At 42.4% G+C, this 19955-nt stretch carries 15 protein-coding genes; 11 read left to right on the plus strand and 4 right to left on the minus strand.

The window, feature by feature from the left end:
- Nucleotides 1-99: 99 nt before the first annotated feature.
- The 4 genes from NE638_RS12230 to NE638_RS12245 are packed head-to-tail and all read left to right on the plus strand — an operon-like array spanning nt 100 to nt 5129.
- Nucleotides 100-1170 carry an ABC transporter ATP-binding protein gene (locus tag NE638_RS12230; RefSeq protein ID WP_118368774.1) on the plus strand — a complete coding sequence of 357 codons (1071 nt, stop codon included), beginning with the start codon at nt 100-102 and terminating at the stop codon, nt 1168-1170.
- Nucleotides 1167-2030, plus strand: a complete 864-nt coding sequence (locus NE638_RS12235) for an ABC transporter permease (protein ID WP_022426692.1) — start codon at nt 1167-1169, stop codon at nt 2028-2030. The genes NE638_RS12230 and NE638_RS12235 overlap by 4 nt, the downstream gene beginning before the upstream one ends.
- Nucleotides 2031-2043: 13 nt before the next feature.
- The gene (locus NE638_RS12240; protein ID WP_044961237.1) at nt 2044-3573 is read left to right on the plus strand and encodes a GldG family protein; all 1530 of its coding nucleotides are present in this window, start codon (nt 2044-2046) and stop codon (nt 3571-3573) included.
- The gene (locus tag NE638_RS12245; protein WP_173746275.1) at nt 3573-5129 is read left to right on the plus strand and encodes a DUF4340 domain-containing protein; all 1557 of its coding nucleotides are present in this window, start codon (nt 3573-3575) and stop codon (nt 5127-5129) included. Before NE638_RS12240 ends, NE638_RS12245 begins: the two co-directional genes overlap by 1 nt.
- Nucleotides 5130-5276: 147 nt before the next feature.
- Here NE638_RS12245 and NE638_RS12250 read toward each other — a convergent pair whose 3' ends face one another.
- Together NE638_RS12250 and NE638_RS12255 are read right to left on the minus strand one after the other, a co-directional pair.
- A complete protein-coding gene (locus tag NE638_RS12250) occupies nt 5277-5564 on the minus strand; it encodes a hypothetical protein (RefSeq protein ID WP_173734295.1) in 288 nt (95 codons plus the stop codon).
- 232 nt (nt 5565-5796) lie between these two features.
- A complete protein-coding gene (locus NE638_RS12255; RefSeq protein ID WP_173746277.1) occupies nt 5797-9462 on the minus strand; it encodes a YhgE/Pip domain-containing protein in 3666 nt (1221 codons plus the stop codon).
- Nucleotides 9463-10043: 581 nt separating this feature from the next.
- Here NE638_RS12255 and NE638_RS12260 point away from each other — a divergent pair.
- On the plus strand, nt 10044-10634 hold the full coding sequence (locus NE638_RS12260; RefSeq protein ID WP_015526541.1) for a TetR-like C-terminal domain-containing protein: 591 nt from the start codon (nt 10044-10046) through the stop codon (nt 10632-10634).
- A gap of 253 nt (nt 10635-10887) precedes the next feature.
- Here the strand turns inward: NE638_RS12260 and NE638_RS12265 are convergent, their stop codons facing one another.
- Together NE638_RS12265 and NE638_RS12270 are read right to left on the minus strand one after the other, a co-directional pair.
- Nucleotides 10888-11841: an alpha/beta fold hydrolase gene (locus tag NE638_RS12265; protein ID WP_015526540.1), complete on the minus strand. Its 954-nt coding sequence runs from the start codon at nt 11839-11841 to the stop codon at nt 10888-10890.
- 765 nt (nt 11842-12606) lie between these two features.
- Nucleotides 12607-13056 carry an SseB family protein gene (locus NE638_RS12270; RefSeq protein ID WP_015526539.1) on the minus strand — a complete coding sequence of 150 codons (450 nt, stop codon included), beginning with the start codon at nt 13054-13056 and terminating at the stop codon, nt 12607-12609.
- Nucleotides 13057-13291: 235 nt separating this feature from the next.
- Here NE638_RS12270 and NE638_RS12275 point away from each other — a divergent pair, with 235 nt between their 5' ends.
- The 6 genes from NE638_RS12275 to serS all read left to right on the plus strand — a co-directional run bounded on the left by NE638_RS12275 (nt 13292) and on the right by serS (nt 19950).
- Nucleotides 13292-13468 carry a hypothetical protein gene (locus NE638_RS12275; protein ID WP_015526538.1) on the plus strand — a complete coding sequence of 59 codons (177 nt, stop codon included), beginning with the start codon at nt 13292-13294 and terminating at the stop codon, nt 13466-13468.
- A gap of 607 nt (nt 13469-14075) precedes the next feature.
- Nucleotides 14076-14228 carry a hypothetical protein gene (locus NE638_RS12280; RefSeq protein WP_161209205.1) on the plus strand — a complete coding sequence of 51 codons (153 nt, stop codon included), beginning with the start codon at nt 14076-14078 and terminating at the stop codon, nt 14226-14228.
- Between the two features lie 2152 nt (nt 14229-16380).
- Complete coding sequence (locus tag NE638_RS12285) at nt 16381-17148, plus strand: ParA family protein (protein ID WP_015526537.1); 768 nt, start codon at nt 16381-16383, stop codon at nt 17146-17148.
- Nucleotides 17148-18080: a ParB/RepB/Spo0J family partition protein gene (locus NE638_RS12290; protein WP_129975764.1), complete on the plus strand. Its 933-nt coding sequence runs from the start codon at nt 17148-17150 to the stop codon at nt 18078-18080. The genes NE638_RS12285 and NE638_RS12290 overlap by 1 nt, the downstream gene beginning before the upstream one ends.
- An 8-nt stretch (nt 18081-18088) precedes the next feature.
- Nucleotides 18089-18610, plus strand: coding sequence for a DUF4446 family protein (locus NE638_RS12295; protein WP_015526535.1), 522 nt, complete (start codon nt 18089-18091; stop codon nt 18608-18610).
- A 44-nt stretch (nt 18611-18654) separates the two neighbouring features.
- Complete coding sequence (gene serS / locus NE638_RS12300; protein WP_015526534.1) at nt 18655-19950, plus strand: serine--tRNA ligase; 1296 nt, start codon at nt 18655-18657, stop codon at nt 19948-19950.
- Nucleotides 19951-19955 lie beyond the last annotated feature (5 nt).

Raw genomic sequence — 19955 nt, forward strand, 5'->3', positions numbered from 1 at the left:
GGGCTTCAGTTTCAGGACCTTTTGCCTCTGGCATCTTATAAAATGGGAAATCGATAATTAAAAAAAGTATTTCCCTGAGAATAAAAGGAGGAGAGTAAAGTGATCGAAGTAAGTAATCTGGTCAAAAAGTATGGCGATCATACTGCAGTTGACCATCTTTCCTTTCAGATCGAAAAGGGGAAAATTTACGGATTCCTGGGCCCCAACGGTGCAGGAAAATCAACAACTATGAACATGATCACAGGATACATTGCTTCCACAGAAGGAAAAGTGATGATCGATGGTCATGATATTCTGGAGGAACCGGAGGCAGCCAAGAAATGTATCGGCTATCTGCCGGAAATGCCGCCGCTCTATTTTGACATGACTGTTCTTGAGTACATGAAATTTGCGGCTGATCTGAAAAAAATCCCAAGAAACCAAAAAGACAAGCAGATAAAAGAAGTCATGGATATGGTAAAGATCACAGACATGAAAGACCGTCTGATCAAAAACCTTTCCAAAGGTTATCGCCAGAGGGTGGGCCTTGCACAGGCAATCCTGGGATATCCGGAGGTGATCATCCTGGATGAGCCGACAGTAGGACTTGATCCGAAGCAGATCATCGAGATCCGTGACCTGATCAAAGGCCTGAAGCAGAAGCACACGGTTATCCTAAGCTCCCATATCCTTTCCGAGGTAAGAGCAGTGTGTGATTATGTTCTGATCATTTCCCATGGAAAGCTGGTAGCCAGCGATACACCGGATAATCTGGAACGTCTGGCAGCAGGCTCCAACAGCCTCCTTATGAAGATAAAAGGCGAGAAAGACACGATTCGAAAAGCTCTGGAAACGATCGAAGGCGTAACCGGGGTGGAAATGTCCTATGACAGCGATGAGAAATTGTGGAAAACAAAACTTTCCATTCAGGAAAATGTGGATATCCGTGAAAAAGTCTTCTACGCTATGGCAAAAGCGAACTGTCCAATCTACGAGATGCAGGTTAAGAGAGTTTCCCTTGAGGATGTATTCCTTGAGCTTACCGAAGGAGAGAAAAAATCCGCCGGAAAACCGGAAAGCTCACAGTGGAAACCGGTAGAAGACAGATCATCGGAAGAAGAAAAAACTCAGGAAGAAAAAAACGGGGAACCAGAGAAGGCTTCTGATGAGAAAGAGGGGGATCAGTCATGACAGCGATTTTTAAAAGAGAACTGAAAAGCTATCTGACCTCCATGGTTGGATATCTCTTCATATTTTTCGTCCTGGTGCTGACCGGAATTTATTTTTCCGCATATCAGCTTTCAGGCGGCTATTCAAAATTTGAAACTACCTTAAGCGCACTGACCTTTGTGTTCCTGATCGGTGTGCCGATCCTTTCCATGCGTGTACTTGCAGAAGAGCGCAAGCAGAAAACGGATCAGCTTCTTCTGACCGCACCGGTATCTGTATGGGATATCGTATTTGGAAAATATCTTGCACTGGTAGCTGTGTTTGCCATTCCGGTCGTGATCATGTGCGTTTATCCTCTGATCATGAGTAAGTTCGGAACGATTTCCTATGCTTCCGCATACACCGGGATCCTGGGATTTTTCCTTCTGGGATGCGCGAATCTGGCGATCGGTGTATTTATGTCAGCACTTACAGAAAGCCAGGTAATTGCAGCAGTACTTACTTTTGTATTCCTGTTCGCCTTCTATATGATGAACGGAATTTCCTCATTCTTTTCACAGACCTCCATGTCAACCGCAGTGGCATTCGGACTTCTGATCGTGGCGATCGCTATCATCATTTATACCATGATCAAAAATGTCCTGATCTCTGTAGTGATCGGAGCTGTGGGAGAGATTGCTCTTGTGATCGTATACGTTGTAAAATCCAGTATTTTCCAGGGCGGTATCCAGAAGGTACTGAACGTATTTAACCTGAGTGGACATTATGATAATTTTACAAACGGCGTGTTTGACGTGACAGGAATCGTTTATTTTATTTCTGTTATTGCGATCTGCCTGTTCCTTACCATGCAGTCCATTCAGAAGAGACGCTGGAACTAGGGGGTGAATGGAAATGAAATTCAGTGAGAAATTTAAGAAAAATAAAGGCGAGGCAGCCGTACCGGAGACAGCACAGGACTCCGGCAAAAAGAAACATAAACCGGATCCGAAAAAGCTGGTAGGCACCATCAGCAAAAAACATATCAAAAATGGTTCCTACAGCATGGCTATGGCAGCTGTCTTTATCGTGATCGTGGTTGTGATCAATATGATCGTCGGGGCGATCCCATCCAAATATTCACAGCTGGATGTAAGCTCATCCAAGCTTTACACCATCGGTGATGAAACAAAGAAGGTACTGAAGGCACTGGATAAGGATGTTACCATTTATCAGATCGCGGCAAGCGGTTCTGAGGACGACACGATCTCCAATCTGCTTTCACGTTATAAAGATGAGTCCAAGCATATTAAAGTTGAGGTGAAAGACCCTGTTGTAAATCCGAAATTTGCATCGGAATATACAACCGATGATCTTGCGTCAAACAGCTTGATCGTAGTCTGCGGCGACAGAAACAAGGTTATCAATTACAACGATATGTATTCCTCTTCAGTAGACTATAATACCTGGCAGCAGACTACTACCGGATTTGATGGAGAAGGACAGATCACAAGTGCGATCGGCTATGTGACATCCGAGGATCTTCCGATCATGTACACCTTATCCGGACACGGAGAAAAAGATCTGGATTCCAGCTTTAAAGAAGATATCCAGAAAGCAAACATTGATATCAAGGAGCTGAACCTTCTCACAGAGGGAAAGGTTCCGGATGATGCAGACTGCCTGATGATCGTATCTCCGACCAGCGATATTTCCGAGGAAGAAAAAACAGAGCTCCTGGATTATCTGGAGGCAGGCGGAAAAGCTATGATCTTCTCGGATTATACACAGGATGATCTGCCGAACTTTGATGCGGTTCTTGAAAACTATGGTGTAAAGTGTGCCGAGGGAATCGTATTTGAGGGTGATAATCAGCATTATGGAATGCAGATGCCATATTATCTTGTACCAACAGTCAACAGCACAGATGCAAGCTCTGAGACAGCTTCTGCAGGCTCCTATGTACTGGCACCATATGCGCAGGGCATTCAGAAAACAGATGATGTAAGAGATACCGTAACCATCGACAGTATCCTGACAACCTCTGACAAGGCTTACTCCAAAACAAATATGCAGAGCAGCAATATCGAAAAGGAAGACGGAGATGTAGACGGACCGTTTGATCTTGGTGTTGCCATCACTGAGAAACTGGATGATGATAAGGAAACACAGATCGTTTACTACTCCACAGCAAATCTGATGGAGAGCCAGATAAACCAGATGGTATCCGGCGGAAATGAAAAGCTCCTTCTGGAGTCCTTAAACTGGATGACCAGCACAGACGACAGTAATTCCGTTTCTATTCCATCCAAGAGCCTTGAGTCCACAAGCCTGACAGTAACTGATTATGATGCAGCCTTCTGGAAGATCTGTACCATTGGTCTGATCCCGGGAGTATTCCTTGTTGCAGGATTCCTGATCTGGCTTAAGAGGAGAAAAGCATAATGAAAAAATCGACCAAACTTGTTTCAGCAGTTGTTGTTCTGGCAGTTCTCGGCGGCGTTTATGTGGGACTGAACACCTACGTATCCAAAGAAGAAAAGACAGAGAGCAGCGAAGAGGAAAGCAAAACAGAAGTGTTTTCCGTGAAAACGGATGACATTAAATCCCTGGAATTTATCGTAGACAAGAAGGAAGTGACCTTTGAGAAAAAAGATGATTCCTGGGTGAAAAAGGATGAGACTGCTTTTCCTGTAAATCAGACAACTCTGGATTCCGCAGCTTCCGCCATCAAAAAGGTGGAAGCGGACAGAGTCCTGGAGGATGTGGAGGATCTTACGGAATACGGACTGGATTCTCCATCTAACACAGTAACCGTTGATACCGCTGATGGGACAACGAAGCTCAACATCGGAGATGAGAATACGTCTACGAATCAGTATTACATTTCCAAGGATGATGATGACAGCACGGTATATGTAGTGGCAGCAGATACAGTGTCTCCGTTTATGAATTCCCTTTACGATTATGCACAGGGAGAAGATTTCCCGACAATTGATTCTTCCACAGTGAAAAAGGTCCAGGTCAGCGAGGATAAAGATTTCTATGTCCTGGAAGAAAATTCCGACGGAGCTACCTGGGATGTTTCCGGTGACGGAAACAGCGATAAAGAGTCTGCCGATACAACGGCAGCAGGAAATGTAACCTCCGGACTTGGAAACTTTGCATTTGACCAGTTTGTAAACTACAATGCAGAGGATCTTTCCCAGTATGGCCTTGATAAGCCCTATGCGACGATTACAGTGGATTATCAGGAAAAGGTGAAGAATAACAGCACAGACAGTACAGAATCCGGAGAAAACGATTCTACGGCCTCTGAGAGTGATTCTGAGAGCGGCGCCAGCGCTGACACGGATAGCAGCTCAGAAGATGCAGACAGCAAGACAACCACAGTGGATAAACAGCTTGTCATTTACGTTGGCGATGAGGCAGGAGATGGCAGCAGATATGTAACGGTAGATAACAAACAGATCTATACAATGTCAACGGATACACTGAGTGCAGTTATTGACAAGACGCCGTCAGATCTCTGGTCACTGATCGTCAATTATGTGTCTGTAAAAAATCTGGATCAGCTCCAGGTTACTTACGGTGAAACAACAAGTACTGTAAATGTTTCACGTGAAACATCCACAGATGATGACGGAAACGAGAAAGAAACAACAACTTATCAGCTGAATGGTAAGGAAATAGAAAGTACAACCTTTACTACCTTCTACAACAAGTTGATAAACATGGCAGGACAGAAGAGACTGACAGACGCTTATACACCGGCTGCAGATCCGGAGATGACCGCTGTATTCACAGACTCTGACAAGAAACAGACAACCGTTACCTTCTACACATATGACACAAACTATTATGCAGCTGTCGTTGGAGACAAGGTATTTCTTGTAAACAAAATGACAGTAAAAGAAATGTTCAATGCATATGAAACCATGGTAAACGGTGAAACAGAGACAGAAGCCACAGCAACACCAACAGCTGAGGCGGAAAAATAAAATATTAAGAAAATAAATAAAAACACCTCGGAGATCCGTAAATAATAAGGTGATCTCCGAATATCCGCTTGATGATCAGATATTCGGAGACACCACACAGATCAGGATTTTCCGGGGTGTTTTTATGTTGCTGTTATTTTACGGTCCTTACAGATGAATACGGTCCGTATATTTTTTTACCGTTTGTGATGCGGTATGCACGGATACGGTATTTGGTTGCGGTGCCTGGCTTTTTATCGGTGTAGGTTGTATTTTTTGTATTGCCGATAGCTTTCCAGGTTTTACCTTGAAGACGATAAATGGTGTAGCATAGGTGATGATTCCGTCTGTTTTTGCGGTCAGTGGATTAGATGCATACCAGGTTGCTTTTCCATTGAAAACCGCAGGCTTGCAGTCAGAAAGAGCTCCGGTTTGTGAGCAGATCTGAGAAGTCATATTGCCGCTTCTTCTGAATCTGACAGGAGTGTTTCTGAACTGAAATCTGCTGCATAGATCAGGCACGGTGTACTGGCAAGCTTGATTTTCTATAACTGCTATAATTATAGCGTGGAGAATTGACGAGGACAACATAAAAAAACTGTACAGAAGCTCATCTGAGCAACTGTACAGTTTTAATTTTTCTATATCTAACAGAAGGTTCGGGGGAGCTTCTGTCAGTAACTAAGTATTATGCAAGGCCTCTTTCTTCCAGCCAGTCAAAGAGAACAACTTTTTCTGCTTTCTTTCTCTTGGTCATGTGATTGAACTGAAGGATCGTCAGGATCGTGAAGATCACTAACAGTGCAACCATTACAATAATGGAAGTGGTAATGCTCCGGCCACCGCTGATCGTTGCACGGAATGCGTCGACCGTATAAGTAAACGGAACGTATGCATGGATCTTTGCAACGAATGAAGGTGAAACCTCAACCGGATAAGTTCCGGCAGATCCTGCAAGCTGAACGACCATGAATACCAGCATCAGGAAGCTTCCTACTTTACCAAGAGTAATGTTGAAGAAGTACATGATAGAGGTAAAGGTCATTGATGTCAGGCAGGCGAAGAGTACGGTTTTGCCCATCTCTGCAGGTGTGAATCCGTTAAATGCACGTAACAGCAGGATCAGGCAGATTCCCTGAAGGATCGCTACCGGATAAAGGACGGAAGCTTTGCTTGCCCACCATGCGAAACCGGATTTCAGTTTGCCCTTATACTGAGCCAGAGGATACATCAGGCAGAATGCCAGTGCGCCGACCCAGAGGCCTACAGACATCATGTAAGGTGCCATTGCGTGTCCGTTATTCGGGACATCGGTAAGTTTTGTTTCATCGCTTACAACAGGAGTTGCGAACATTTTGATCGTTTCATCACTTGCTGAATTGTCTTTTACAGTGGTAGCTCCATCGCTGAGGCTTGTGGTCAGTGTCTTGGAACCGTCTTTCAGTTCTTTCATACCACTTCCAAGCTTCTTGGAGCCATCATACAGCTGAGAGGAACCGCTCTGGATCTGGGCAGCGCCATCTGCAAGCTGTTTTGCACCATTGTTAAGTGTGCTGTTGTTGCTTACAAGTTTCTCGGTACCGCTGAGAAGTGTTGAGGTACCGTTTGCTAATGTCTTAGTTCCGTTTGCAAGAGTAGTAGCACCGCTGGAAAGGGTCTTGGCTCCTGTTGAGAGCTTTTTGGTACCGTCTGTAAGAGCGGAGCTGTTTTCGGAAAGCTTAGCAACACCATCGGTGTAGGTTGTGATTCCATCTGTCAGTGTTCCGGAACCATTGGCTAATGCTTTTGTTCCATCTGCAAGAGTAGCAGCACCGCTGGAAAGAGCCTTGGCTCCTGTTGCCAGTTTCTTGGTGCCGTCTGTAAGAGCAGCACTGTTTTCGGAAAGCTTAGCAATACCATCGGTGTAAGTTGTGATTCCATCTGTCAGTGCCTTAGAACCATCTGCCAGCTGACCTGCACCGGATTTGATATCCGGAAGTGCGCCAGTGATCTGTTTGCCGGCTGTTTTCAGATTCTTTGCACCATCGTTGAGCTGCTTATCATAAGATGTCAGTTGGTCAAATCCATCGTTCAGAGCTTTGATTCCTGCTGCTGCAACCGGGAAGGCTTCGACTGTGCCGTCTTCCAGAGACTGAAGTCCTGCGGAAACGTTCTTGGTTCCTGTGTTTACAGCCTGTGCACCCTGATACAGCTGGGTAACACCTGCAGAAAGCTGAGCGATCAGATCTGTAGGAAGCTGACTTGTAGCTGCAGATAACTGCTCTGCACCTGCGCTCATGGTTGTTGCACCTGCACTCATCTGGTTTGCACCATCTGTCATGGTTGTGGCACCCTCAGAAAGTGTGCCGGCACCCTGAGTCAGTCCTCCGGAGATCTGAGTCAGTCCGGAAGCTGCTTCGTTAAGCTTGGAAGCAACAGCATTCAGATTTTCCTGAGTAGAAGAGAGCTGACCGGATACACCAGCTGCAAGCTGTGAAACCTGATCAGAATAGCTGCTCATGTAAGAACCGTCCACGCCAGTCATTCCACCGGCTACGCTGTTTAAAGCGTTGATCACATCATTCAGAGCTGCTGCGGAAATGGTTCCGTCCTCAGAAGCGGTTGCCTGAATCGCCTGAAGCTGTGCTGCTAAATCGGTCATTGTCTGTCCGGCAGTACCGATCTTGGTATTTGCATCAGTAAGTGCTTCCGTTGTCTGCTGTCCGTATCCTGTAAGGATGCTGCTGACCTGATCACCTACCTGTGAGAACTGTGTGCCTGCATTCTGGAGAGCAGGGATCAGACTGTCTGTGATACTGCTGCTGGTCTGACTTGTGATGCCTGCGGCCTGAGTGATATATCCGGCTGCGTTGTTGATTCCGTCTGCGGCATTGTTCATACCAGCTGCAGCACTGTTCATACCAGCTGCGGCTGTGTCCATACCATCCTTTGCGGAAGTAAGGCCGGCTGCAAGCTTGTTGATGGATTCCTGTGTTGTTCCCTCCTTCAGAGCAGAAACCTTATCGTTCAGGGCTTTCAGTCCGTTTTCCAGCTGCTGTGTTCCGGATATCAGTGACTGTGAGTCATCGGTTCCTTTGGTAACACCGGTATTCAGCTGAGAGATACCATTGGAAACTGTTGTGAGTCCGTCTTCAAGTTTTGCAAGCTCTTTGGCACCGGCTGCGAGTTTGCCAGCACCAGCCACATAGTTGGTAGTTCCATCTGCAAGAGTGTCAGCACCAGCTACATACTGTGTTGCTCCGTCGGAAAGAGTATCAATACCTGCACTTAATGCATTTGCACCGGATTCCAGGCTGCTTGCGCCGGATTTCAGCGTATCAGAATTTTTATTAAGCTCATCCACACCAGCGGTGTACTGCTGAACACCTTCATCCAGAGTATCCACACCGGTTGTCAGCTCAGGAACCTTTTCTGTCAGAGCTGCAACGCCGCTGTTCAGCTGGTTTGCACCGGATTCCAGGCTGCTTGCACCGGATTTCAGTGCATCAGAATTTTTATTAAGTTCATCCACACCAGCGGTGTACTGCTGAACACCTTTATCCAGAGTATCCACACCGGTTGTCAGCTCCGGAACCTTTTCTGTGAGGGTTGCAACGCCGCTGTTCAGCTGATCTGCACCATCGTCCAGGCTCTTTGCACCATCGTTAACCTTTGCAACACCATCGGTGTAGGTCTTAAGACCTTCGGTGAGACTGTCAGCACCGCTTACGAAAGTAAGAGTACTGGTGGAAAGCTTCTTAAGGTTTTTGGTAATTGTTTTGTTACCATCAGCTGCTGTATTCAGTCCGTCTTCGATCTTTCCGGATCCGTCTGCAGCTTCCTGCATTCCGTCACCTGCTTCTGAGATAGAATCAAAAACGGTTTCTGTATAGGTTTCCGTAACCTTGGAAGCAATGTTATCACGAAGCTTCAGCATTGCTGTTTCACTGAGCTTGGAGGCGATATAGTTGGTTCCAGGGTTTGTCTCATAGGATAGCTCCATTTGCTTTGGATCGTTGTCCATTACAGTGGCTGCGTTTGCGGAGAAATTTTCCGGAATTTTGATAACCATGTAATAGGTTCCATTGGCCAGACCGTCCTCTGCTGTCTTGCTGTCTACAATGTTAAATGCCATTGAGTCGTTGTCTTTCAGCTCATCCGTCATGTCCTTACCTATGCTTAAGGTCTTGCCATTATACTCGACAGGTTTGTCTTCGTTTACCACGGCCACTGGCAGGCTGTCTACGTTTCCGTAAGGATCCCACATGGATTTCAGAAACAGACCTGCATAGATGATCGGGATTACGATAATGGCGATTACGACGATAAGCATGAGCTTGTTACGAAGTAAGCTTTTCCATTCGTTTTTGATCATATTACCTATCCCTTTCTTATTAAATTGTATTATCAAACATAGTTGATTAATCAAACTTTATTCCAGTAATGGCGACGAGATCTATTAATCATATTAAAATCTATTAATAGCTTTATATTCCATTATCAAACAAAGTGTTGATTTTCTTTACGTGATGTATTATACTAAACACATACCACAGATACAACCATTAAATCTTTACTGAATGTATATTAATAGACGGAAATAATGGAAGTGTCTATTACAAATAAAAAACTGCATAATAGACAAAAAGTACGTTATTTCCTTTGAATTTATGTGCAGTTGGTAATATTAAATGCAGACAGGATTCCTATGTTTCAACACAAATATGCAGCAGATATCTGGTATCGTGTAGGTCGGCGTCGTTAACAATTTTGATCTTGTCAATTCTTAACAACAGCAGATATCTGGTATCATACAGATCGGCGTAGAGAAAGCGAATGCTTTTATTCGTTTGAAGGATGCATTATCATTGTATGACAGTTGCAGAGTATCGTAAGTGACAGGTGATTGAGGCGGAGGAAACGTGCTTGCTTTTTTGAATTGCAGGGGGAATTAAGATGGCGGAAAAAGTTGACAGAAGAGTACGTAAGACCAAGGCACAGTTGCGGGCGGGGCTTGCCCGTCTTATGCAGAAGAAGAGCATTAAGGAGATTACGGTAAAGGAACTGGTGGAAGAAGTTGATATCAACCGCTCCACATTTTATCTTCACTATACAGATATCTATCAGATGCTGGAATCCATTGAGGCTGAATTGATGGAGGAAATCACGCATCTGGTGGCAGACTATCCTCTGGATCCTCTTAATAATAAGGAGAGCTCGTATCCTTTTATTGAGCAGATATTTACGATCCTGGATCATAATAAGGATATTTGTATCGCACTTCTTGGAAAGAATGGAGATATGGCTTTTGTGAATCGTATAGAAAAACTGATCGCAGATACAGTGCTGCATCGCTTGTCAATTCGTCTGCCGAAAGACAACCGTGATATTGAGTATGCGTATGCGTTTTGTCTGAATGGATGCGTGGGAATGATCAAGACATGGCTGTCTTCTGAGAATCAGGAGAGTACACAGCATATGGCAGAGCTGACACATAAGCTGATCGATAATACAACACACATGTATCTGGAGCAGGCACTTAGATAAGAGAAATGTCCGGATGCATGCTGTGAGTCTGGTAAAAAATAAAGAGTATTGTTTCACGTTTGTTTGAGGGAAAACTTATGTTTCACGTGAAACAGTACTCTTTTTTTATTGGCTTTTTGTTGGTTTATAGCATTTCCACAAATTACTGCATGAAGATCAACGGCTCCGAACATGAACAATGTTCTTTTGATACGTTGATTTCCAAAATTACTATAGATAAATTTTGTTTTTGGTGCCGGATCATAAGCTGTTTTTACAGGAAAATAGCTACCTGTTCCAGGAAATGTTCCGGATCTTCCAGATGAGGAAGATGTCTGGTTTCCGGGATCACAGCGGTTTCAATGGAAGAATTCAGCTTTTGATATTCCTCTGCGATAAGAGAAGCGGAAGCTTCTTTTTCTCCGGAAATAATATAGATGCATGCATCGGAAGATTCTACGGCATTATTAATGCTGATATTCAGGTATTTGCCAATGTAGCTGGAATACAGATATTTGGCGTTGGAACCGCCCTTGTGAGCGGATTCATAATAGGTGTCTACCAGTGTATCTGTTACATGGAAGGGATTGTAGAACAGCTTTTCCATAAACAGACTGCTGATGGATTCGCGGGAAGCTACCATATGATAGATCAGAGTTCCGAAAATCGGAAGCTCGATAAAATACTTAAAGAGCTTGTTGTCTTTACAAGGTGCCTGCTTCAGGGAACTGAAGCTTGGTGGATTGACCAGCATGATCTTGCGGAAATGGTCGGAATTGTTACGGTAAGCCATGATCGCAAAAGAACCTGAGAAACCACTGGCAATAACATCGGTTTCCTCACGAATCACATTCTTGGCAAAATCACAGAGTAACTGAGCAAATACAAAATTGGTATAAGTAATATCCGGTTTTTCGGAACGTCCACATCCAAGAAGATCAATGGTGTAAACGGTATGTTCGGTTGCGAGCTGCTTCTCTATGGCATTCCATTCATAACCGGAAGCACCTGGCATGATATCATGAATAAGAAGAATAGGGGTGCCATGTCCCTGTTTTGTATAAAAAATCTTTCCAAAACGCCAGTCATAGGTTCTGCTGTGTGGCTGTTCCAGCATATCTTTAAGCTGAGATGTGGCATCTATGAAACGGTTAGCAATATGAATAACACCTGCGGCAGTTCCGACTAAAGCTGCAAGAGTAAGTAGTCTGTGTCCATTTTTCTTCATTAAAAAGCCTCCTGGAATTCGTAAAAATAATCAGGACAGATGTAACGTAATTCAGGTATCTGATCTGATTTTTTCTGAATATTTCTTTGCTTTATTATACGACAGGAACGAAAAATTTACAATGCTTTTGTGGGAACCCTAACCTTGTTATTGTATGCTGACGCTACTGTCCATTCTGTTCTTGGCGATGATCGCTAAGTTGCTGTTCGTTCTGCTTTTAGTAACGCGCTTCGCAATGCAAAGAATTTATGTTGATCGCATAAATTGGTGCGGTATGGTCTCGGGCTTTCGGCGACCTTCGTTCACAAAAAAACTTACGGAATTTAACGTTGAACAGTAACGCTCGCTAAGTTGCTGTTCGTTCTGCTTTCAGTAACGCACTTCGTAATGCAAAGAATTTATGTTGATCGCATAAATTGGTGCGGTATGGCTTCGGACTTTCTGCGGCCTTCGTTCACAAAAAAACTTACGGAATATTATCAGTGAACAGTAGCATCGCCAATATGCTTCATGATACATAGAAATCAGATTTTGAACCGAATCAAGTAAATCCCCTGCTTTAATTGCGAAGAGCAATAAGCAGAGGGTGGGGACTTACTTGTATCAGGAGGAGGAAAAGCTCCTTCTGATAAACTGCGAAGCAGTTATTTGGTTATGAGCAAGTAGCGAAGCGGATGCTGTTATCCGCTGGAATGCTTTTATACTTCAGTAAAATACCAAGTGTTTCACGTGAAACATTGGACTTGTTATCCGACAGAGCTGATGCTATACAGGATTACCGAGGATGATGTTGATAAGGGTTTTGTTCAGCATCAGTGTGCGGTTCCATGGATTGAGAATTACTCCCTCAACAGACGGCTCTTGCAATGCAGAAGCAAAAATCTTATCAATATCTGCGGTAAATGAGGACATGATCTTATCACTGCCTTTTAACTCTTCGTCAAAGCTGGTAAATGCAGCCCACCATTGCTTTCCATCGTTGGTTTTGATCGCATGAAGAGAAATTTTTCCATCACCTTTTGGAGGTTCTACAGCAATGATCAGCTGTGCCTGCTCCTGCATTCTGTGACGGATCACGGTGAGAGTATGAGCAAGCATTTCTTCGGTTGCTTCTTTTTGGAGTGCTGCAATGGCAGTTTCGATCTTTTCATTGCCATTTAAAGTCTTGTCTAATTGTTCTTTATAGAAATCGTTGCGATTATTTGTGGTGTTCATGTATAAAATATTCCTTTCGATCAGATGATAAATGACTAGTACATTGTTTTCGAAATAACTATACCAATTACTTGTTGGTGAATCCGACTGCACAGATCTAAAAGTCTCAGCATAGCCAGCTACGCCTGCATTTTTATACCTGCACACTCGAATCCACATCCCACGCGATTAGTATAGTTATTTACGAAACAATGTATTAGCCGCAAACTGCAAGGAGTTTGCGGATGCTTTCTTTATGGATTATAGCATTTCAGGGGAAAATGAGGCAAGAGAAGAAGTGTTTTTAACTGAATCAAATAAGTCCCCTGGTTCGATTTCGAAAAGCAATAATCAGGGGAACTTGCTTGCATCAGGAGAAGTGCAGGCTCCTTCGGATAAACTGCGAAGCACTTATTCGGTTATGAGCAAGTAGTGAAGCGGATGCTTTTATCTGCTTGAATTTTAAATCAAGAAGTTTCCTGATTACTGATCACTCCGTTCTTGGTAATACACTTCGCGATGCACAGAAATTATGCTAATCACATAAATTTGCATGGTATGTCCAGGGCTTTCAGTGGTCTTTGCGCACAAAAAAACTCGGAGGATAATATTACCAGTTAACAGTAAGTCCCCTGCTTCAATTACGAAAAAGTAATAAGTAATAAGCAGTGGGTGGCGTGTATTAGGAAGAATGCAACGGCGTTTAGAAGCAGGGAAAAGAATAGTGGGCATGTCTAAAAACAAGGTACTGCACTAATTCATGTGGCCACTGTTATGGGTACATTGTAAGCAGGTCCTGATAAATTGCAAAGTAGCTATTGGGTGTAGAACTGCGTAGCGAATACGGGTATTTTTATTCGTTTGATCCCAAATTGGATAGATATGTTTGCACACTTGAAGGTGAGTTGCCAGATACTGTCATCAGTATTCCCCATGATTTCGGTCAGATGCTTTTGTGAACTGGATGGGGAATTAACAAGTTAAGTGAATGTAGTAAAAATGTGTATTTATATGAAAAAATGGAGGGGAAGGCGGAAAATATGGGGGATTTTATAGAAGAACGATATAAGAGTAAGGATGAAATAAAGAGAAATGAGAGATTATTTCTGCGAAGAGAACACTATGATAATGATAATAAAACAAACGTTAAGTACGATAAAAAGGACTTTATAAAAGAAAATACTGGCAAATAAAGAGAAATAATAGGATATTTACGAATAAAAAAGTATTAAAGTACAAATTATAGTACTTTAAATAAAAAAGTACGATAAAACGTACTTTGCACGCATGTACATATAAAGAAGCCTTAAAATATAAAATGTGCACCTGCACACATACGGCAAAAAGATAAAATATAGATCCGTTCCTACTTTAAACATGTGAAATTTTGATTGATCGAATAAAAGAAAGCAGCTGCTTCGATTACAAAAAAACAATAAGCTGTGGGTGGGAAAATACTTGTACTCTTCCTGATAAACTGTAAAACAGCTATTTTGTGTAAAACTGTGATCGAATGCAAAAATTTTTGTCCGCATGACTGGGATAAAGGGAAGACAGGGAAGTCTTTTACGGCTTGATTTAGAAGAAAAAAGCCTATTAAGTGAAATTTATTTTATGCCAGTTCTATGCCGGAACCTTATTCAGATACATTTTATATTGGATATTACAAAATGAAACTATGCTTGAAAAAGCCTTTAGTTAACATGTACATAACGAATATATAACAGGATTGGAAGAAAAATGAAATAAATACGCAAATCTTTCGTAAACATAATAAAATAAACAAAAATCGAAAATTTCAGTTTCATAATATTATATTTTTTTCGCGAGAGATACATGTATTTCACACTATAAAAACACTCCGGGAAAAGAAGTTTCCATTTACTATATATAGATGCTTTTGGGGAATATAAAGATAACAGCCACATTATTTTGTGGATGGAGTTTCTTGTATTTTTTATATGCTTTCGTGATATAGATAATGCCAGAGAGAATATATCGGAGTATTTTTTTGATATTTCTCATTGATTTTATAATGTGTTCGTAACTGTTCAGTACCCTTGCAGTTACAAGTCAAACCGTGTCCTGGATCGATTTCGTTGATGGCATTTTTAACCGGATCGAGGAAGTCACTTGATTCAATTATGAATATTGGTTTGATAATCCATCTTCGGATGTTTCACGTGAAACATCCGAAGACAGATTAAGAATAAAGAGTTATAACCCCATCTTTGACAATTGCAGAAATAAAAAACAGCTGTAGTTCGTGCTTATGTGTTTTATGGTAGGTTTAATATAGATTTTAATCGAATCAAGTAATTCACCTGCTTCAATTGTGAACTACAATAAGCAGCGGTTGGGGACTTGCTTGTATCAGGAGAAGTACAGTCTCCTTCTGATAAACTGCGAAGCATTTATTAAGCTATGAGCAGTAGTGAAGAGGATGTTTTTATCCGCTTGACTTAAAAAATGTTTCGCAACAACGACAACTCATATGCGCTTTACGGTAGCGTGATATAGTTTTTAATCGCGTCAGGAGGTCCCCTGCTTCAAGTGTAAGAAGCAATAAGCAGCGGTTGGTGACTTGCTTGTATCAGGAAGAGTACAAGCAAGTTTTGATAAAATGCGAAGCAGTTATTCGGTGTAAAGCTGCGTAGCAACTGCGGATGCTTTTGTTTGTATGACTCGAATCAGGAGTTCCCCCCTGTTTTTGGCTTCAATTGCAAGAAACGATAAGCAGTGGTTGAAGAACTGCTTCTTATCAGGGAAGAGTAGCTTGTAGTCCTTTTGGTAAATCGCGAAGCAGTTATTCAGTGTAGAACAGCGAATGTGTTTACAGATGCTTTTATTCGCTTGATAATAATAGTAATGTTTTTAGTGTTCAGATAAAATTTGAAAATGCTATAAATGCTGTAAAAGAAAGGGATTTCGATGCCTATGTAGCAGTGTGCAAGGTTCCATAAAAGATAATATCTATACCGAGAAAATCGAATTATTTTCGAGATTACGATAAATCAGAACAATTTCAGCAAAATATCTATAAATGGGAACTTCATTTCTCGGTACGTTTTTATGGCGTAATGGCGTAAAATATATAGTCTGATTGAAAGCAAATAAAACTGGAAGTTTATGCGGAGTTGATGGACTTTATAATCGATGTACTGTTACTGTCAAACTTCTGTTTAGTCCGGAATGAGTTTGGGTATACTACACAATAAATAAAATAATTCAAAACCTATTTTCTATTGTTTCACGTGAAACATTATGTGGCAGTTTAAAAATAAAAGTGTTATAATGATATCCAATGAGTAAAAATCCCTTAAAAAAATAAAAAGGAGGGGTACAATGGGACGAATCATTGCAGTTGCCAATCAGAAAGGCGGGGTTGGAAAATCAACGACAGCCATCAATCTATCGGCCTGCCTTGCTGAAAAAGGGAAAAAGGTTCTTGCCATCGACATTGATCCGCAGGGAAATACGACCAGTGGACTTGGCGCAGACAAGAATGCAGTAGAAAACACCCTTTATGAGCTGCTGCTTGGAGAAGCAGAGACCAAGGATACCATTATAAAGAACGTTGTAGATAATGTTGACCTGATACCATCGAATATGAATCTTTCCGGTGCAGAAATTGAACTGGTTGATCTTGAGGATAAAGAATTTATTCTGAAAAAGATCACGGATAAACTTCGTCGGAAATATGATTACATAATCATGGATTGTCCGCCGTCACTGAGTATGCTTACAATTAATGCTTTGACAGCCGCAACTTCCGTTCTGGTGCCGATTCAGTGTGAGTATTATGCATTGGAAGGTTTATCACAGTTGATACATACCATCGAACTGGTAAGAGACCGATTGAATAAGAGGTTGAAGATCGAAGGCGTGGTCTTTACTATGTATGATGCCAGAACAAATCTGTCACTTCAGGTTGTAGAAAATGTAAAAGAAAACCTGGACCAGAATATATACAAAACGATCATACCGAGAAATGTACGACTTGCAGAGGCACCAAGCTATGGAAAACCGATCAATCTGTACGATTCACGATCTACAGGAGCAGAGAGTTATCGCCTCCTGGCAGAAGAAGTTATAGGCAGGGAGGACGAGTGATGGCTGGAAGAAGAACAGGAGGCCTTGGAAAGGGTCTTGACGCACTGATCCCGAACAAAGCAGGCGGTCCGTCAAAGGAACCTGCAAAAAAGACAAGATCTGCAGCTGTAAAAAAAGACAAACCAACTGAAAAAGATAGTCCGGCCGCAGAACGACTTGTGAAAATTTCCAGCGTAGAACCAAATCTGAATCAGCCCAGAAGACATTTTGATGAGGATGCGCTGCTGGAACTTTCGGAATCCATTAAACAGTACGGTGTTCTTCAGCCGTTGTTGGTATCCGATAAGAAGGATTATTTTGAGATCATTGCAGGCGAACGCCGCTGGAGAGCTGCCAAGATGGCAGGGCTCAAGGAAGTTCCTGTTGTTGTAAAAGAGTTTACAGACCAGGAAATCGTAGAAATTTCCCTGATCGAGAACATTCAGCGGGAAGACCTGAATCCTATAGAGGAAGCGATGGCATACAAACGTCTGATGGAAGAGTTTCACCTGAAACAGGATGAAATCGCAGACAGAGTTGCCAAAAGCAGAACTGCAGTAACTAATTCCATGCGTCTTCTGAAGCTTTCCTCAAAAGTTCAGGAAATGGTAATTGCAGATATGATCTCAGCTGGTCATGCGAGAGCACTTCTGGGAATTTCTGATGAAGCTCTTCAGGAAACAACAGCCATGAAGGTTTTTGATGAAAAACTCAGTGTTCGTGAGACGGAAAAACTTGTAAAGAATCTGGTTTCTCCTGCGAAAAAAGTAAAAACAGAGAGAAACACAGCAGAAGATGCCATTTATGAGAGCCTGGAAGAAAAAATGAAAGGTATCATGGGAACAAAGGTATCCATTCAGCGAAAGAAAAACAACAAAGGTAAAATTGAAATTGAATATTATTCCAGAGATGAACTGGAGAGGATCATTGATCTGTTCGAATCTATCAGATAGGAGGCAGAATGAGCGGGATTTTTGAAAGCATGGGAATTGATTCCGGGATTGTGATCATTGTTTTGCTGATCCTTACCATCATTCTTCTGATCAATGTGGTGAGTAGCAATATGCGTCTCAGCCGTTTGGAACGGAAGTACAAGATGTTTATGAGAGGCGGAGATGCACAGTCACTGGAAAAAGTTTTTGTAAGAAAATTTGCACAGATCGATCGGCTGTATGAAGCAAAGGAAGATCATGATCATGACATCAGCTTTATCAAAAAAAATATGAATGTAATGTTCAGCAAATATGGCGTTGAAAAGTATGATGCATTTGATGATGTAGGTGGAAAACTCAGCTTTGCACTGGCGCTTCTTGATAAAAACAATACGGGTCTGATCTTGAATGCGGTTCACAGCCGCGATAACTGTTTCCTTTATTTAAAGGAGATCGTAAAAGGTGAGTCCTATGTTGTACTTAGTCAGGAAGAAGTGGAAGCTTTGAGAAAAGCAGTAAACTTTGGCCTTGGTGAGATTGAGAAGGAATAAAAAACTGCAAAGAGTAAGAATATTTTTAATACAGGAGGAATATCATGTTAGACATTAAGTTTGTGAGAGAGAATCCGGAGGTTGTAAAGCAGAATATCCGCAATAAGTTCCAGGACAGCAAACTGGAGCTAGTTGACAAGGTTCTCGAACTTGATAAAGAAAACAGAGAGATTAAGCAGGAAGTTGAGGCTCTCCGTGCTGAGAGAAACAAGATCTCCAAACAGATCGGTGCTCTTATGGGCCAGGGAAAAAGAGAAGAGGCAGAAGAGGTTAAAAAACAGGTTGCTGCATCCGGAACTCGTATTGAGGAACTTTCTCAGAGAGAAAAAGAGGTTGAGGAAGAGCTTCTGAAAGATATGATGGTGATCCCGAACATCATCGATCCTTCTGTACCGATCGGTAAAGACGACAGCCAGAACGTAGAGATTGAGAAATTTGGTGAGCCGGTTGTTCCGGATTTTGAAGTTCCGTATCATACAGATATCATGGAGAATTTTGATGGAATCGATCTTGACAGCGCAAGACGTGTTGCCGGTAACGGATTCTATTATCTGATGGGTGATATCGCACGCCTTCATTCCGCAGTAATTTCCTATGCAAGAGATTTCATGATCAACCGGGGATTTACTTACTGCGTACCGCCTTTCATGATCAGAAGCAACGTTGTTACAGGCGTTATGAGCTTTGCGGAGATGGATGCTATGATGTACAAGATCGAAGGTGAGGATCTTTACCTGATCGGAACAAGTGAGCATTCCATGATCGGTAAATTCATTGACCAGATTATTCCGGAGGAAGAGCTTCCGAAGACACTTACAAGCTATTCTCCGTGCTTCCGTAAAGAGAAAGGTGCTCATGGACTTGAGGAGAGAGGTGTTTACCGTATCCATCAGTTCGAGAAACAGGAGATGATCGTTGTCTGCAAGCCAGAGGAGAGTAAGATGTGGTTCGACAAGCTGTGGCAGAATACAGTAGATCTGTTCCGTTCTCTTGATATTCCGGTTCGTACGCTTGAGTGCTGCTCCGGTGACCTTGCTGATCTTAAGGTAAAATCCCTCGATGTTGAGGCATGGTCTCCACGTCAGAAGAAATACTTTGAGGTAGGAAGCTGCTCCAACCTTGGAGATGCACAGGCACGTCGTCTGAAAATCCGTGTAAACGGCAAAGATGGCAAGAAATATCTTGCTCATACATTAAACAATACAGTAGTAGCACCTCCGAGAATGCTCATTGCTTTCCTGGAGAATAACCTGAATGCAGATGGATCTGTAAACATTCCAAAAGCTCTGCAGCCATATATGGGCGGTATGACAAAGATTGAGAAAAAGACACGCGCGTAAGAGAA

This window comes from Blautia sp. MSK.18.38 (genome assembly GCF_024460535.1).
GTDB lineage: Bacteria > Bacillota > Clostridia > Lachnospirales > Lachnospiraceae > Blautia_A > Blautia_A fusiformis.